The following is a 14,462-nucleotide window of genomic DNA, read 5'->3' as shown; positions in this document are numbered from 1 at the left end:
CGGGCGCGGCAAAGAAATTACCGCGCCCGTGAAAGCGGGGAGATCAGGAGGCGGGACTTGCCGCTTCGACCTTCAGCGACACCAGGCCGATGCCCAGCTTCTTCGGCGTGAAGCCGCCGCTGGCGTTCTCTTTCGGCTCGGTCGGCGCCGGCGGGGTAATGCTGATCTTCTGCGCGCCGCGCGGGTTATCGAAGCGCAGGGTGACGGTGCTGTCCTGTTCGCCGAGCGACACGAAGCGCTCTTCGTCGCCGACGCGCACTGAAATCGGTTCGCCGACGTTGTTGCCGTAGGCGCGGGCGCGCAGCACCAGATCGAAGCTTTTCGGCAGCGGGTCGACGTAATCGATGTCGACCGCTGGCGCCAGATTGGCGTCGGACCAGCGGCCCCATTCCTCGACGGCGGAGACGCCGGTGATGGCCCTCACCTGTTCCGGCATGCCGGGCAGCATGAACTCGATGGCGTCCGCCCGGTATTTCACCGCCGCGTCGTCCACCTGCAGGCGGGCGACGGCGTTTTGGTAATCGGCGACGCTGTCCGCCGCCGGGCCGGTGAAATTCACCTTGCCGTTGAAGCGTTCGCCGCTGGCCTGGACGATCTGCGGCGGCGAGGCGAGGGTGCCGGAGGCCACGCAGATGTCGGTGCTCAGCGCCAGCTGCGGCGCCCAGACCCGGCCGATCTCGTAGCATTTATCGACCCAGACGAATTTCTCCCCCGCCCCCAGTCCGGCCAGCTGTTTGCGCAGCGGGGTGGAGAGGTAGACGTTGAACATCGGTTCGATGCGGTTATCGCCCACCCGCAGGATGAACGGCACCTTGTAGGTGACGCCGGAGAAGCTGAAGCTGCGCTGGCGCGTGTCCACGCTGTAGTCGCTGATGCGGTTCGGCAGGCCCCACTGGTTGATCACCGCCGGTTTCCAGCCGTTGATCTTCTCTTCGATATTCAGGAACACCGTAGACAGCGACGGCGCCGACAGGCTGCTGCGGCCAAGGCCGATGTAATTGTCGCCGCCCATCACGTCCAGCACCGTGGCGCCGTTGTCCAGCGTGCTGCGTTTCTCGTTGCGCTGTTCCGCCAGCGGCCGGGTGCCGTCGATGATGAAGAACAGATTGCGGCGCTTCTGTTTGGTCAGGATGTCGTAGGCGGTGTTGTTCATCGCCAGATGATCGGAGGACACCACGATCACGGTGTTGCTGAAATAGGGCGAGCGTTTGATTTTGTCGATCAGCGCGGCGATGTGTTGCTGGCTGCAGGCTACCGCGCTCAGCGAGCGGTTTTCCTTGTTCTGCCAGGCGTAGCTTTTCTTGCTGCAGCCGGCGGAAATAAAACCGTCCGGGTGATGAGTATCAACGGTCAGGGTGAACAGCGAGAACGGCTGGCGCTGTTTGGACAGCTCGACGAACTTGCCGTACACCACGTCCAGCACGCTGTCGTCGTACCAGCCCCAGTCGTTTTTGTAGCTCGGATCGGCGACCTGATCGCGCAGCTCTTTGAAGCCGTAAACGTGGTCGAAGCCGTGGGATTTCAGGAAGGTGTCTTTACCGGCGAACGCCAGCTCGGCGCCCTGATAGAAATAGTTGCTGTAGCCGGCGGCCTTCAGCACGTCGCCCAGGCAAACGTTCTCCGGGTAGAAGGTGGAGACCGCGCTGGAGGCGTTGCCGTCGAAGGGCGCGAACAGCGGAATGCCGCACTGTGAGGCGACCATGCCGGCGATGGTGTAGCCGGTGCCCGGCAATTGCTGGGTATTGCTGAAATCGATGCTGCCCGCGCGCAGGGCGTTCAGCTCGTCGGCCAGGCCGGGAAACAGCTCGGTATCGAAGTAGGTGCGTTCCAGGCTCTCGGCATAGATGTACACCAGGTTCGGCCGCTTGCCCTGTACGGTTTTTTTCGGCGCTTTGTAGTAAGTGGTGAAATCGGCGGTATCGCCGACGATCTGGCTCTTGACCAGCAGCGAGATGTCCTGAAATGCCGGGGTGGTGCCGACCGAAAACAGCGCCAGCAGCACGGCGACGATGCTGTAGGCCACGCTGCTGCCTTTGGCTTTGCGGCGCAGCAGGCTGCGGGCCAGCACCGCGAAGATAAGCCCCAACGCCGCCAGCAGGCCGATGAACGGCAGCACGTATTTGCTGATGCCCGCGCCTTTGAGGCTGCTGGTGACGGTGTAAATCACCGCGTCGGTGATGCCGTCGCCGGTAAAGTAGTTGCTGGCGATCAGGATGACGTTCAGCACCAGATAGCTGCCGAGCAGCGTCAGCAAAATGGCGAACCACCAGCGGTTGGCGGCGGCCCGGGTGCGATAAATCAAAATCGACGCCAAAAAGAGAACAAATGAAACGACTGCTAAAACCATCCGCCAAACCTTGTCTGATTGGAAAAAAACGTTGCTGCCCTGGTCTGCGCCGCCGACCGTGCCGCGGCGCGAAAAGTGAAGGGTATAGCCTATTGCCGGCGGCGGAACAACGCGCGATCTCCCGCTACGGCGACGAACGGCGGCTATTGTACATTTTTATGACAATAGTGTGACGTTAATCACGCCGACGGCGGCCTCGGCGGCGAAAGCTTGCTGGTCGGAGGTTTCGCTCTACGCTTAATGAGCGCCACGACGGTGTGCCCACCAGCCATTCAGGAGGAAGTATGCAGACAATCCCCGCAGCGGTACTCGACGATCTGGCCCCGCAAGGCGTGTTGCGCGCGGCGATCAACTACGGCAATCCGGTGCTGGCGCAGGCCGGGGCCGGCGGTAAACCGCAAGGCGCTTCGGTGGAGCTGGCTGCCGCGCTGGCCCAGGAGCTGGGCGTGGCGCTCGAACTGGTCACCTATGACGCGGCGGGCAAGGTGTTCGCCGACCTGGACAGCGGCGCCTGGAACCTGGCGTTTATGGCTATCGAGCCGGTGCGCGCGGCGCAAATCGCTTTCAGCGAACCCTACGTGATCATCGAGGGGACTTACCTGGTGGCGAACGACGCGCCTTACTTTGAGGCGGCGCAGCTCGACCGGCCGGAGGTGCGCATCGCGGTCGGCCAGGGGGCGGCGTACGATCTGTTTTTATCGCGCACGCTGCAGCAGGCGCAGCTGGTGCGGGCGGCAACCTCCGCCGAGGCGATCGCGCTGTTTTTCGAACGGGGGCTGGAGGCGGCGGCCGGCGTGCGTCAACCGCTGTTGGCCGCCGCGGCCTCCCATCCCGGCTACCGGGTGCTGGACGGGCATTTCACCGCTATCCGCCAGGCGATGGCGGTGCCGCGGCAAAAAACGCAGGGCGCCGCCTACGTGAACGCGTTTATCGAACGCTGCAAGGCCAACGGGCTGGTGAAGGCGGCCTTGCAGCGCAGCGGCCAGGGCGAGGTGACGGTGGCGCCGCCGGCCGCCTCGGCGTGATCAGTCGAGCTCCACCGCGTACTGTTCCACCGGGGTGATTTTCTTGATCAGCTTGTTGTCGAACAGGAACTGTTCGTAAGCCTGGTAGCGGGCGCGATCCAACTTGGCCGGATCGCGCGCGAACAGCGGCAGGCTGGCTTGCCACGCCTGCTTGTTCAGCTCGGTATTCAGCTCCGGGTGCGCCTTGGCGAACGCCAGCCAGGTGTCCTGCGGGTGCGCGTGCAGGTAGTCGCTGCCTTGCTTCAGCGCGGCGAGGAATTTGCGGATTTTCGGCTCGTTCACCGCATCGCGGTTGGCGACGATGATCAGCTCGTCGTAGGCCGGCACGCCGTAATCTTCGACGTTGAACACCACCGGTTCTTTACCCTGCAGCTTCAGCTCCAGCGCTTCGATGTTGCGGTAGCCGCCGATCACCGCATCGACCTGGCCTGCCAGCAGGGCGCTGGTCAGCTGGAAGTTGACGTTGATAAGCTTGATGTCCTGCGGCTTGAGGCGCTCGTGTTCGACCATGGTGGCCAGCGTCGCCTGTTCGATGCCGCTGACCGAGTAACCTACCGTTTTGCCCTTGAGATCCGCCGGCGAGGTGATGTTTTTATCCAGCGCGATCACCGTATTCAGCGGCGTGTTGATCAGCGTGCCGATGCGCATCAACGGCAGACCCTGATCGGCGAAGAAGTGCAACTGCGGTTGATAGGTGATGGCGAGGTCGGCCTGTTTGGCGGCCACCAGCCGCGGCGGCAGCGCCGGATCGGACGGCGGCACGATCTTGACGTCCAGCCCTGCGGCCTTGAAGGCGCCGATCTGCTCGGCCACCATAATCGGCGCGTGATCCGGGTTGATGTACCAGTCGAGCACCAGCGTCAGCTTGTCGGCCGCGCCTGCCTGGCCGGTGAGGGCGGCGCCCAGCAGCAGCCCGCAAACGGTTTGTTTGATCATGGTCGTTCCTTTATCCCTGGTTATGGTTGCAATCATCAGTCGTTTTCCGGCGCCCAGGCGATCAGGCGCCGCAGCAGCGCATCCACCGCGGCCCACAGCAGCACGGTCATCAGCACCAAAATAAACAGCGCGGCGAAGCAGACGTCGGTCTGCATGCGCGCGTTGGCGTTCAGCATCACGTAGCCCAGCCCTTCGGCCGAGCCGACCCATTCGCCGATGATGGCGCCGATCGGCGCGACCGCGGCGGCCATGCGCAGGCCGGAGCCGAAGGCCGGCAGCGCCGCCATCAGCCGCACGTGCCGCAGCTGCGCCCAGCGCGAAGCGCGCATCGTGCGCGCCAGATCGAGATAGTCGTTGTTGACCCGGCGCAGCCCGTCAAAAAAGGCCGACACCACCGGAAAGAAGATCACCAGCACCGCCATCGCCACCTTGGCGCTCATGCCGAAGCCGAACCACAGCACCAGCAGCGGGGCCAGGGCGAACACCGGTATCGCCTGGCTGGTGAGCACCAGCGGCATCAGCCAGCGTTGCAGGCGCGGCGAGAAAATCATGCACAGCGCCAGTGCCGCGCCGAGCAACACGCCGAGCACCAGCCCGCTGACGATCTCCGAAGCGGTGACCAGCGTGTGCCAGGCGAGATAGCCGCGCCCGTCCCACAGCGCCTGCGCCACAGCGCCCGGCGTGGGCAGCAGAAAGGCCGGAATGCCGCTTTGCGTCGCCAGCCACCACAGCAGCAGCAGGCCGACGAACACCGTCAGCCCGCGCCGCAGGCGGGTGAGTCCACGCTCTTTGGCGATATTCATTGCGCCGCCCTCACCAGTTGCTGCAGCAGCTCGGCCTGGCTTTTCAGCAGGTCGGCGTCATCCGGCGCGCGCGGCGGTAGCCCGCTGATGCGGTGAGTATCGTCGAGGCCCAGCGGCCAGGGAGACAGCACCAGCAGCCGGTGGCTCAGGCGGCAGGCTTCCATCGGATCGTGGGTGATCAACAGCACGGTATTTTGCGCCAGCAGCTCGGCGGCCAGGCTCTGGATCTCGGCGCGGGTAATGGCGTCCAGCGCGGAAAAAGGTTCGTCCATCAGCACGATCGGCTGGCGTTCGTAGAGCGTGCGGGCGATGGCGGCGCGCTGGCGCATGCCGCCGGACAGCGAGGCGGGCAGGCTGCGGCCATGCGCGGCCAGGCCTACGCGTTCGAGCAGGTGCGCCGTCCACGCCCGATCCGGCGCTTCGCCGCGCAGCCGCGAACCGAGGGCGACGTTCTCTTCAACGGTCAGCCACGGGTAGAGCAGGTCTTTTTGCCCCATGTAGGCGATGCGCCCGGCGATCGGCAGGCCGTCGCTGCCGGTCACCGAGCCAGAGCTGGCCTGCGCCAGGCCGGCGATGATCTTCAGCAGGCTGGTTTTGCCGGCGCCGCTGGCGCCGAGCAGGGCGACGAAGCTGCCGCCGGCGATGTCGAAGCTCAGCCGGTCGAAGACGATTTGCTGCCCGAAACGCAGGCTGAGATCCCGCACCTGGATGCCGGGCGGGAGAAGCGGGGAGGTCATGAGGCGTTCAGCCCCATCTGCCAAAATGCCGACTCCAGCTGGGTGGCGGTGGTGAAAATCTGCGCCAGCTCGGTGAAGCGGCCCTGTGCGCCGCGCTGCTGACCAACGGTTTCCAGCAGTTCGATGGCGGCGCGCACGCCGGCCAGATAGCCCTCGTCGCCGTAGTTGCGGATCCAGGAGGCGTAAGGATTGCCCTCCATCTGAGTGGCGGGATCGTGCAGCAGCCGCAGGCCGATTTCGGCATAGCCGGCCACGCAGGGCAGCAGGCCGGCCAGCAGATCGAGGGCGTCGCCGGCATGGCCGATATCCAGCACGTAACGGGTGTAGTTCATGGTTTCCGCCGCTTCCGGCTGGGCGGCGATCTGCGCTTCGTTCAGCCCCCATTCGGCGCAGTAGGCCACGTGCAGCGGCAGTTCGGCGACGATGCCGTTGAGCGAGGCGGTGGCGGCGCGCATCTCCGGCAGAGTGCGCAGCTTGCTGACCAGCAGCGCGTAGGCGCGGGCGAAGTGCAGCAGAAACAGATAGTCCTGGGTCAGGTAGCGGCGAAAAGCGCGTTCAGGCAAGGTGCCGGCGGCCAGCTGCTGCAGAAACGGATGATCGACGTAATCTTGCCAGTGGCTGCCGGCATGGCGGCGCAGCCGGCCGTAAAGACCGCTTTCGAACAGGGTAGTGATGGACATGGGACCTCCTTGAGTCAGTGGAGATCCGGGCACGCTGAGGTATGAACAGGCAACGGGTGATCGCGCGGTTGCCTAACCGTCCCTTCGCTGGCATGACCCAGATCAGGTTCAAAGGGTTCGGCTTGCGCCATCTCAGCCCGTAACAGGACACCCCTCGGAGCTGCCTGTTATACGACATTTGTTTTTTGATTACAATCGCCGGGCGGCGCGGCGGCAATCGGTTCGTTTAGTGCGATCGGGGGCGATTTTGCTGGCGCAGAGCGCGCGGTTTTTGTCACTGTAGGCCCATGTTTTGCCTCTGAGGATGATGCCCGATGAAAAAAATTGGTTTTCTCTCGTTTGGCCACTGGTCGCCTTCCGCCCAGTCCGGCACCCGTTCCGCAGCGGATGCGCTGCTGCAGTCCATCGATCTGGCGGTCGCCGCCGAAGATCTGGGGGCGGACGGCGCCTATTTTCGCGTGCACCACTTCGCGCGCCAGCTGGGATCGCCGTTCCCGCTGTTGGCCGCCATCGGCGCCAAAACCCAACGCATCGAGATCGGCACCGGCGTGATCGACATGCGTTATGAAAACCCGCTGTACATGGTGGAGGACGCCGGCGCGGCGGATCTGATCGCCGGCGGGCGGCTGCAGCTCGGCATCAGCCGTGGTTCGCCGGAGCAGGTGATCGACGGCTGGCGTTATTTCGGCTATGCCCCGGCCGACGGCGAGACCGACGCGGACATGGCCCGCCGCCATACCGAAGTGTTCCTGGAAGCGCTGCGCGGTGAAGGGTTCGCCGAACCCAATCCGCAGCCGATGTTCCCGAATCCGCCTGGGCTGCTGCGGCCGGAGCCGTTTTCCGCCGGGCTGCGCGATCGCATCTGGTGGGGCGCCGGTTCGAACGCCACCGCTGTCTGGGCGGCGAAGCTGGGCATGCATCTGCAAAGCTCGACGCTCAAGAACGACGAGACCGGCGAGCCCTTCCACATCCAGCAGGCCAAGCAGATCCGCGCCTATCGCGCCGCCTGGCAAGAGGCGGGCCATGCGCGCGAGCCGCGGGTTTCCGTGAGCCGCAGCATCTTCGCGCTGGTGGATCAGCGGGATCGCAACTACTTCGGCGGCGGCGGCAAGGAGGGCGATCAGCTGGGGTATATCGACGCGCAGACCCGGGCGATCTTCGGCCGCAGCTATGCCGCTGAGCCGGATGTGCTGATCGAGCAGCTGGCGCAGGACGAGGCCATCGCCGAAGCGGATACCTTGCTGCTGACCGTGCCTAACCAACTGGGCGTGGATTACAACGCGCACGTCATCGAATCGATTTTAACCCATGTCGCGCCGGCGCTCGGCTGGCGCTAAACGGAGGAGTGGCATGTCACGCATTTTCATTACCGGCTCGGTCGACGGGCTGGGCCGCGCCGCCGCGCAAACGCTGTTGGACGAAGGGCATCAGGTGATCCTGCATGCGCGTGAGCCTGGCCGTTTGGCCGCGGTGCGCGATTTGCTGGATCGGGGCGCGCAGGCGGCGATCGGCGATCTGTCCGATGTGCAGCAGATCCGGCAGCTTGCCGAGCAGGTCAATCGCCTCGGCCGCCCGGACGCGGTGATCCACAATGCCGGCATGTTTACCGGGCCGCAGGTGATGCCGGTGAACGTCATGGCGCCCTACCTGCTGACGGCCCTGATCGAACGCCCCAAGCGTATCGTCTACCTGAGCAGCAGCATGCATTTTGACGGCGTGGCGGAACTGAACGGCGTGGATTGGCTTGGCGGCGCTGCCGGTTCTTATTCGGACAGCAAGCTGTTCGTCACCGCGCTGGCCGCCGCCGTGGCGCGCCTGTGGCCTGACGTGATCAGCAGCGCGGTCGATCCCGGTTGGGTGCCGACCAAAATGGGCGGCGCGGACGCGCCCGACGATCTGGCGCTGGGGCATGTGACGCAGGCGTGGTTGGTGACCAGCGATGAACCGCAGGCCCTGGCGTCCGGCGGCTATTGGCACCACCAGCAGCGGCTTGAACCTCACGCGGCGGTGCACGATGAGGCGTTTCAAACGGCGCTGTTGGCGCAATTGGCGCGCGTCGGCGGGGCGCACCTGCCGCAGGCTTGATGGCCGTTCCTTCCTGGCCCGCCGGTGATTAGCGGCGGGCTTTTTTATGCCCGCAGGGTGAACCGACGGGGCTTTTCTTATACAGTGGTCGCCTGGCCTGTTTTGATTGTTATTTATATTATCGCCATGCACTCATTCCTGATTATCGTCCCTGAAGGGGGCATGCTGTTCGAAGCGGCGGGCATCGCCGATATCCTGATGCAGGCTAATCGCCTGAGCCCTGCCGAGACGCCGCTGTATCAGATCGCGGTCGCCACCACGCAATCTCACCGGGTGGTGCACGGCCTGTCCGGGCTGAGCCTGTTGGCCGATCATCGCCTGGCGGATCTCGATCCGGCCCAGCCGCGCGATACCGTGATCGTCGCCGGCAAGGGGGCGACCGAAGAAGAGGGCGCCCTGGTCGCCGATTGGCTGCGTCGCGCGGCGCCGCAGGCGCGCCGTATCGCTTCGGTTTGCGGCGGGGCTCTGCTGCTGGCCGAAGCCGGGTTGCTGGACGGGCGGCGGGCGACCACCCACTGGCGGCTGGCGGAGACGCTGCAGGCGCGCTTCCCGCGAGTGCAGGTCGAAAACGGCCCAATCTACGTGCAGGACGGGCCGATCTGGACCTCCGGCGGCGTCAGCTCCGGCTTCGATCTGACGCTGGCGCTGGTGGAGGATGATTACGGCTTCGTGCAGGCGCGCGAAGTGGCGCAGGATCTGGTGATGTTTCTGCGTCGCCCCGGCGGGCAGGCGCAGTTCAGCCGCTATCCGCTCAACCAGGCCAAATCGCCGGGGCCGATCCGTGACCTGCAATCCTGGATCCTGGAAAACCTCGCCGACGATCTCAGCGTCGATCGGTTGGCCGAGCGCGTGGCGATGAGCCCGCGCAACTTTACCCGGGTGTTCACCCGCGAGACGGGCATTTCTCCCGCCAAATTCGTCGAAGAGGGGCGGTTGCATACCGCCAGGCAGCGCCTCGAACAGAGCGCGGAAGGCATCGAGCAGATTGCCCTGGCCACCGGCTTCGGCAACGGCCTTAACCTGCGGCGGGTGTTTGAACGCAAACTGCAATTGACCCCGAGCGAATACCGCGAGCGCTTTCATGCGCGCAATTTGGCGTAAATTGATTGGTAAACGTCATTTACGCCGTTTCTGGTCGGCGCTAGATTTTAGGCAAAGCCCAAAAACGAGGAGTGCATCATGGTGAGAGTAGGCATTAACGGCTTCGGCAGGATCGGGCGCAACGTGCTGCGCGCGGCGCTGGGGCGCAGCGATTTTGAAGTGGTGGCGATCAACGATCTGACGGACAGCAAGACGCTGGCGCACCTGCTGAAATACGACACGCTTTCCGGCACGCTGGCGGCCAGGGTGGAAGCCGGCGACAACCAGCTGCTGCTGGACGGTCGGCCGATTCAGGTGTTTTCGCAGCGCGATCCCGCCGAGATCCCCTGGCGCAGCGCGGGCGTGGACGTGGTGATCGAAGCGACGGGCTTCTTTACCGACAAGGCCAAGGCGGAAGTGCACATCACGCACGGCGGCGCCAAGCGGGTGATTATCTCGGCGCCGGCCAAGAATGACGACATCACGCTGGTGATGGGGGTTAACGATCACCTCTACGATCCGGCTCTGCATAAGGTGGTCAGCAACGGCAGCTGCACCACCAACGGGCTGGCGCCCGCCGCGCAGGTATTGCATCAGGCGTTCGGCATCGAATACGGGTTGATGAATACCACGCATGCCTACACCAACAGCCAGGCGCTGCACGATCAGCCGGAAAAAGATCTGCGCGGCGCGCGGGCGGCGGCGGAATCGATCGTGCCTTACTCCAGCGGTGCGGCCAAGGCGCTCGGCAAGGTGATCCCCGAACTGGACGGCCGCCTGACCGGTTATTCGCTGCGGGTGCCGGTGCCGGTGGTTTCCATCGTCGATCTGACGGTGACGCTGAAACGCCCGGCGACGGTGGAGGAGATCAACGCCGCTTTCCGCGCGGCGGCGGCGTCCGGCCCGCTGAAAGGGATCCTGGGGTACAGCGATGAACCGCTGGTGTCGAGCGACTACCGGGGTGATGCGCGTTCGTCGATCATCGACGGCCTGTCCACGCTGGTGATCGGCGGCAACCTGGTAAAAGTGCTCGCCTGGTATGACAACGAGTGGGGCTTCTCCAACCGCTTGGTCGATCTGGCGCTGCTGATGGAACAACGCGGGCTGTAAACGCCCAACAGCAAAAAGCCCGCTTAAGTATCCTTAAGCGGGCTTCTCTAAATATGGCTCCTCTGACTGGACTCGAACCAGTGACATACGGATTAACAGTCCGCCGTTCTACCGACTGAACTACAGAGGAATCGTGTGAACGGGGCGCATGATATCCAGCGGCCCCGGGTGTGTCAACGCTAAATTGCCCCGGGCGGTGCGACTGCTCGGTATCTGAGCAATAAGCCCGTCAATCAGCCCATTGCGCGTCGTTTTCCGCCTGGCCGCGCAGCAGGCGCGCCAGCGGATCCTGGCGGTAGAAGCGGCAAAAGTGCTGATACAGCGCCGGGAAGCGTTCGGCCAGCAGTTCGGGAGCGCTGAAGAAATACTCCGACAGCACGGCGAAGCACTCGGCCGCATCGGTGGCGGCGTAGGCATCCATGCTGGCGGCCTCTTCGCCGACCATGTCGATCTCGTCCTGCAGGCTTTCCATCGCGGCGTGCAGATCATGTTCCCAGGCGGCCACCTCGCGCAGCGGGATCGGCGGCACGCCGGTGGCGACGCCGCCGTTGCGCATATCCAGCTTGTGCACCGCTTCGTGGATCACCAGATTGAAACCGGAAAGGTCGAAAGAGTCCTGCACGTCTTGCCAGTTGAGCACGATCGGCCCCTGTTCCCAGCTTTGGCCCGACTGCACCACCGGCCCCGAGTGCACCAGGCCGATCTCGTCCTGCCATTCGTCTTCCACCACGAACGGGGTGGGGTAGAGCAGAATTTCGTTGAAGCCGTCGAGACACTCCGCGCCGAGTTCCAGCACCGGCAAGGCGAACAGCAGGGCGATGCGCGCCTGCATTTGCGAGGTGAGCTGCAGCCCCTGCAGCGGCACGATGCGCTTTTGCTGCAAGATCTGCCCGGCGACGGCCACCAGCCGCTGCCGCTCCTGCTCATTCAGCGGCGAGAGCAGCGGGATCGCCAGCGCGTCCTGCCACTGGGCCTCGATGTCTGCCTGGGGTTGAGAGGGTTGAGTCGCTTTCCACGGCCATTTAATCATCAGGTTGCTCGTAAAGTCGTCACTTGAACGTTCAGCGGTATGCTAATGCTGTAAAAATGCCGCAAAAGCGGGCATGATAGCAAGCGTTGTCAGGAGAGATGCCGGAGCGGCTGAACGGACCAGTCTCGAAAACTGGAGTAGGGGCAACTCTACCGGGGGTTCAAATCCCCCTCTCTCCGCCACTTTACCCCTCGTTGTTCCCCATCGAATCAAAATCCTTTTCTTTCGCTAATGCTTGTAAACCGTTCGATCTGAAACCGGTTTGCGTTGGCAGAGATCCTTTTCCGCATTATAACCCGTGCAATATCAACGAATAGCATTTTGCGATTATGTTCTTCATTTTGTGAGCCATGTTGCGCTTGAACCCGGCGCGGCGCTTGCGGCAAGCCCAGTGCTATGCATGCCGATCATGCTGAAGGTGTGAAACCGTCACGGCGATAATGTCTGCCGGCAGGGGCGTGTATGGCCCGAGTCCGCTATCCCTTGAAGAGTTTGCCAGACTGACAACATGCCCACACGTCTCCAGGGTAGCGTGTATTTACACGCGATTTTTCGTACACTAATATGTGTGCACATGCACATAAATGTCAGTCTCCTCCCTGAAACGATGGGAATAGCAGGGACTGAACGCCTGGAAACCGGAGGACTTGCCATGAGTTTGCTCGATTGCGCACTGGATTTTCGTCACTTCATTGAGGAATTGCGTCGCCGAAACGATTTGGTCGACGTGCATCAGGCAGTTTCCGCCGACCTGGAGATAGCGGCTGTCTGCCGCCGGGTCTATGAGCAACGGCTTTCGGCTCCGCTATTTCATCATGTGGCGGGCGCGATGCCGGGAGCCCGCATCCTCGGCGCGCCGGCCGGCATGCTCGCTTCTGCGGAACATGCCTATTCTCGCCTCGCCCTCCATTTTGGGCTGCCGCCAGAAAGCTCCCCGCGGGATATTGTGGCGGCGATTCGCCGGGCGGTGAAGGCGGAGCCGTTTGCGCCGGATTATTGCTCGACCGGCCCGGTGAAAGAGAATATTTGGCGTGGTGACGAGGTTGATCTGGAACGTTTCCCGGTGCCGCTGTTGCATGAACGGGATGGCGGGCGCTATTTCGGCACCTACGGGTTCCATGTCGTGCAATCCCCGGACGGAAAGTGGCATAGCTGGGGCGTCGGCAGACTCATGATGCTCGATCGCAATCGTCTCACCGGCCCGGCAATCCCCACCCAGCACATCGGCATGATCCGTGAAATGTGGCGCCGAGAAGGGAAACCTACGCCGTGGGCGATGGTGCTCGGGGCGCCGCCTGCCGCGGTGGCGGTCGCGGGGATGCCGTTGCCGGCCGGCGTCAGTGAGCCTGACTATGTCGGCGCGCTGCTCGGTAAAAGCGTCACGCTCACCCAAGCGGAAACCAACGATCTCTGGGTGCCGGCCAATGCGGAAATTGTGCTGGAAGGTGAAATCAGCCTGACGGAGACGGCGCTGGAAGGGCCGATGGGGGAGTATCACGGCTATCAACACCAGCAAGGCCATGAACAGCCGGTGTTCCATGTGCGTGCGGTGACGTTTCGCGATGACCCCATTTTGCCGATTTGCGTCGCCGGCACGCCGCCGGAAGAAAATCATACGATCTGGGGCACCATGATATCAGCTCAACTGCTGGAAACCCTGCAGAGCGCGGCCTTGCCCGTTGACTTTGTCTGGTGTTCCTATGAGGCGGCGACCTGTTGGGCGGTGGTCTCCGTCGATATCGAAAAACTGGCCGGAATGAATACCACCGCGGCGGATTTTGCCGGCAAGGTGGCGGAGGTGGTCTTCGGCTCGCATGCGGGCTACCTGATCCCCAAACTGATCCTGGTCGGCAATGACATTGATATTGTCGATATCGATCAGGTGGTTTGGGCGTTGGCCACGCGCTCACATCCGGCGCGCGATCATTTTATTTTCCCGGACGTACGTGAGTTCCCGATGGTGCCGTACCTGACGGAAGAAGACAAGGCGCGCGGCAGCGGCGGCAAAGTCATCATCAACTGCCTGTTCCCCGAGCAGTTCAGCGGCGTAACACGTGCGGGTACCGCCTCTTACAGGCACTCTTATCCTGAACAGGTCAGGGCAAAAGTCGAGGCTAATTGGAAACAGTATGGGTTCTGAAAAAAAAGACAGGCATAGCGGCCGACGGGGAATGGGATTGCCCAATGGTGCGCTTTACAGGATGACGGAGGTGGTGCGTCACCGCGAAAAACGGCTGTCTGCGTTACTCGCTTTGCAAGGACTCAGCCTCCATGAGTGGCGCGCGTTGCGCATTCTCTACAGTTTTCCGGGCGACGTGGCCATGAGTGAGGTGATCGCGCATTCGCAGACCGATCGCACCGCGCTAGGCCGTACGATCACCCAACTGGTTAATCGGGGGTGGGTCGCGCGCTTCCCCGATCCGGAAGATAAGCGCGCGGTATATCTGCGCGTCATGCCGGCGTCTCGTCCCATTTTTGACCAGGCGAGGCAATGGGTGGCGGATTATGACGCACAGCTGATGGCCTGTCTGGACGATGCCGGGCTCAGTGCCCTGGATGACGCACTGCGACGCATGATGCTGTTCATCGAGACCGCGTAGTCCGTTCCGGCGAAAGCCAGCGCCGTATT

The 14,462-nt window shown here is 63.3% G+C and carries 13 protein-coding genes, 2 tRNA genes and 1 riboswitch; of the genes, 8 read left to right on the top strand and 7 right to left on the bottom strand.

What is annotated here, in order from left to right:
- Positions 1-43: 43 nt before the first annotated feature.
- Positions 44-2,347, bottom strand: coding sequence for a phosphatidylglycerol--membrane-oligosaccharide glycerophosphotransferase (gene opgB / locus ACP39K_RS04385; protein WP_033639925.1), 2,304 nt, complete (start codon positions 2,345-2,347; stop codon positions 44-46).
- A gap of 284 nt (positions 2,348-2,631) precedes the next feature.
- On the opposite strand from opgB, the gene ACP39K_RS04380 reads away from it, so the two are divergent.
- Positions 2,632-3,372: a transporter substrate-binding domain-containing protein gene (locus ACP39K_RS04380; protein ID WP_049190540.1), complete on the top strand. Its 741-nt coding sequence runs from the start codon at positions 2,632-2,634 to the stop codon at positions 3,370-3,372.
- On the opposite strand, the gene ACP39K_RS04375 is transcribed toward ACP39K_RS04380, so the two are convergent.
- Genes ACP39K_RS04375 through ACP39K_RS04360 form a run of 4 tightly spaced genes read right to left on the bottom strand, consistent with a single transcriptional unit; the run spans position 3,373 to position 6,528 of the window.
- Positions 3,373-4,308: an ABC transporter substrate-binding protein gene (locus tag ACP39K_RS04375; protein WP_497008315.1), complete on the bottom strand. Its 936-nt coding sequence runs from the start codon at positions 4,306-4,308 to the stop codon at positions 3,373-3,375.
- Between the two features lie 35 nt (positions 4,309-4,343).
- Positions 4,344-5,111, bottom strand: coding sequence for an ABC transporter permease (locus tag ACP39K_RS04370; protein ID WP_048794879.1), 768 nt, complete (start codon positions 5,109-5,111; stop codon positions 4,344-4,346).
- Entirely contained in the window at positions 5,108-5,848 is a 741-nt protein-coding gene (locus tag ACP39K_RS04365; protein WP_060444579.1) for an ABC transporter ATP-binding protein, read from the bottom strand. The genes ACP39K_RS04370 and ACP39K_RS04365 overlap by 4 nt, the downstream gene beginning before the upstream one ends.
- Entirely contained in the window at positions 5,845-6,528 is a 684-nt protein-coding gene (locus ACP39K_RS04360) for a TenA family protein (protein WP_033639931.1), read from the bottom strand. The genes ACP39K_RS04365 and ACP39K_RS04360 overlap by 4 nt, the downstream gene beginning before the upstream one ends.
- 62 nt (positions 6,529-6,590) lie before the next feature.
- Positions 6,591-6,693: riboswitch (TPP riboswitch) on the bottom strand.
- Between the two features lie 149 nt (positions 6,694-6,842).
- Here ACP39K_RS04360 and ACP39K_RS04355 point away from each other — a divergent pair.
- From ACP39K_RS04355 to gap, 4 genes are all read left to right on the top strand, one after another.
- Complete coding sequence (locus ACP39K_RS04355; protein WP_016927126.1) at positions 6,843-7,865, top strand: LLM class flavin-dependent oxidoreductase; 1,023 nt, start codon at positions 6,843-6,845, stop codon at positions 7,863-7,865.
- A gap of 13 nt (positions 7,866-7,878) precedes the next feature.
- On the top strand, positions 7,879-8,613 hold the full coding sequence (locus ACP39K_RS04350) for an SDR family NAD(P)-dependent oxidoreductase (protein WP_147882400.1): 735 nt from the start codon (positions 7,879-7,881) through the stop codon (positions 8,611-8,613).
- Positions 8,614-8,739: 126 nt separating this feature from the next.
- Positions 8,740-9,714: a GlxA family transcriptional regulator gene (locus ACP39K_RS04345; protein ID WP_028128346.1), complete on the top strand. Its 975-nt coding sequence runs from the start codon at positions 8,740-8,742 to the stop codon at positions 9,712-9,714.
- Between the two features lie 78 nt (positions 9,715-9,792).
- Positions 9,793-10,803, top strand: coding sequence for a type I glyceraldehyde-3-phosphate dehydrogenase (gene gap / locus ACP39K_RS04340; RefSeq protein WP_016927129.1), 1,011 nt, complete (start codon positions 9,793-9,795; stop codon positions 10,801-10,803).
- Positions 10,804-10,857: 54 nt separating this feature from the next.
- Here gap and ACP39K_RS04335 read toward each other — a convergent pair.
- A tRNA-Asn gene (locus ACP39K_RS04335) sits at positions 10,858-10,933 on the bottom strand.
- Between the two features lie 99 nt (positions 10,934-11,032).
- Positions 11,033-11,833, bottom strand: a complete 801-nt coding sequence (gene mtfA / locus ACP39K_RS04330; protein ID WP_048795162.1) for a DgsA anti-repressor MtfA — start codon at positions 11,831-11,833, stop codon at positions 11,033-11,035.
- Between the two features lie 92 nt (positions 11,834-11,925).
- Here mtfA and ACP39K_RS04325 point away from each other — a divergent pair.
- From ACP39K_RS04325 to ACP39K_RS04315, 3 genes are all read left to right on the top strand, one after another.
- Positions 11,926-12,015: transfer RNA gene (locus ACP39K_RS04325), tRNA-Ser, on the top strand.
- A gap of 470 nt (positions 12,016-12,485) precedes the next feature.
- Positions 12,486-13,973 carry a UbiD family decarboxylase gene (locus tag ACP39K_RS04320; protein WP_049191119.1) on the top strand — a complete coding sequence of 496 codons (1,488 nt, stop codon included), beginning with the start codon at positions 12,486-12,488 and terminating at the stop codon, positions 13,971-13,973.
- On the top strand, positions 13,963-14,433 hold the full coding sequence (locus ACP39K_RS04315) for a MarR family winged helix-turn-helix transcriptional regulator (protein WP_033639938.1): 471 nt from the start codon (positions 13,963-13,965) through the stop codon (positions 14,431-14,433). Before ACP39K_RS04320 ends, ACP39K_RS04315 begins: the two co-directional genes overlap by 11 nt.
- Positions 14,434-14,462 lie beyond the last annotated feature (29 nt).

The organism is Serratia sp. EC4 (genome assembly GCF_059652115.1).
Note: the sequence above shows the minus strand (reverse complement) of the source record. Positions and strands in the feature narration are given on the sequence as shown.

Excerpts from the sequence above, each read along its gene's own strand:
- gap (WP_016927129.1), top strand. The coding sequence starts at position 9,793 with ATGGTGAGAGTAGGCATTAACGGCTTCGGCAGGATCGGGCGCAACGTG.
- mtfA (WP_048795162.1), bottom strand. The coding sequence starts at position 11,833 with ATGATTAAATGGCCGTGGAAAGCGACTCAACCCTCTCAACCCCAGGCA.
- ACP39K_RS04365 (WP_060444579.1), bottom strand. The coding sequence starts at position 5,848 with ATGACCTCCCCGCTTCTCCCGCCCGGCATCCAGGTGCGGGATCTCAGC.
- ACP39K_RS04380 (WP_049190540.1), top strand. The coding sequence starts at position 2,632 with ATGCAGACAATCCCCGCAGCGGTACTCGACGATCTGGCCCCGCAAGGC.
- ACP39K_RS04315 (WP_033639938.1), top strand. The coding sequence starts at position 13,963 with ATGGGTTCTGAAAAAAAAGACAGGCATAGCGGCCGACGGGGAATGGGA.
- ACP39K_RS04350 (WP_147882400.1), top strand. The coding sequence starts at position 7,879 with ATGTCACGCATTTTCATTACCGGCTCGGTCGACGGGCTGGGCCGCGCC.
- ACP39K_RS04355 (WP_016927126.1), top strand. The coding sequence starts at position 6,843 with ATGAAAAAAATTGGTTTTCTCTCGTTTGGCCACTGGTCGCCTTCCGCC.
- opgB (WP_033639925.1), bottom strand. The coding sequence starts at position 2,347 with ATGGTTTTAGCAGTCGTTTCATTTGTTCTCTTTTTGGCGTCGATTTTG.
- ACP39K_RS04375 (WP_497008315.1), bottom strand. The coding sequence starts at position 4,308 with ATGATCAAACAAACCGTTTGCGGGCTGCTGCTGGGCGCCGCCCTCACC.
- ACP39K_RS04360 (WP_033639931.1), bottom strand. The coding sequence starts at position 6,528 with ATGTCCATCACTACCCTGTTCGAAAGCGGTCTTTACGGCCGGCTGCGC.
- ACP39K_RS04370 (WP_048794879.1), bottom strand. The coding sequence starts at position 5,111 with ATGAATATCGCCAAAGAGCGTGGACTCACCCGCCTGCGGCGCGGGCTG.
- ACP39K_RS04345 (WP_028128346.1), top strand. The coding sequence starts at position 8,740 with ATGCACTCATTCCTGATTATCGTCCCTGAAGGGGGCATGCTGTTCGAA.
- ACP39K_RS04320 (WP_049191119.1), top strand. The coding sequence starts at position 12,486 with ATGAGTTTGCTCGATTGCGCACTGGATTTTCGTCACTTCATTGAGGAA.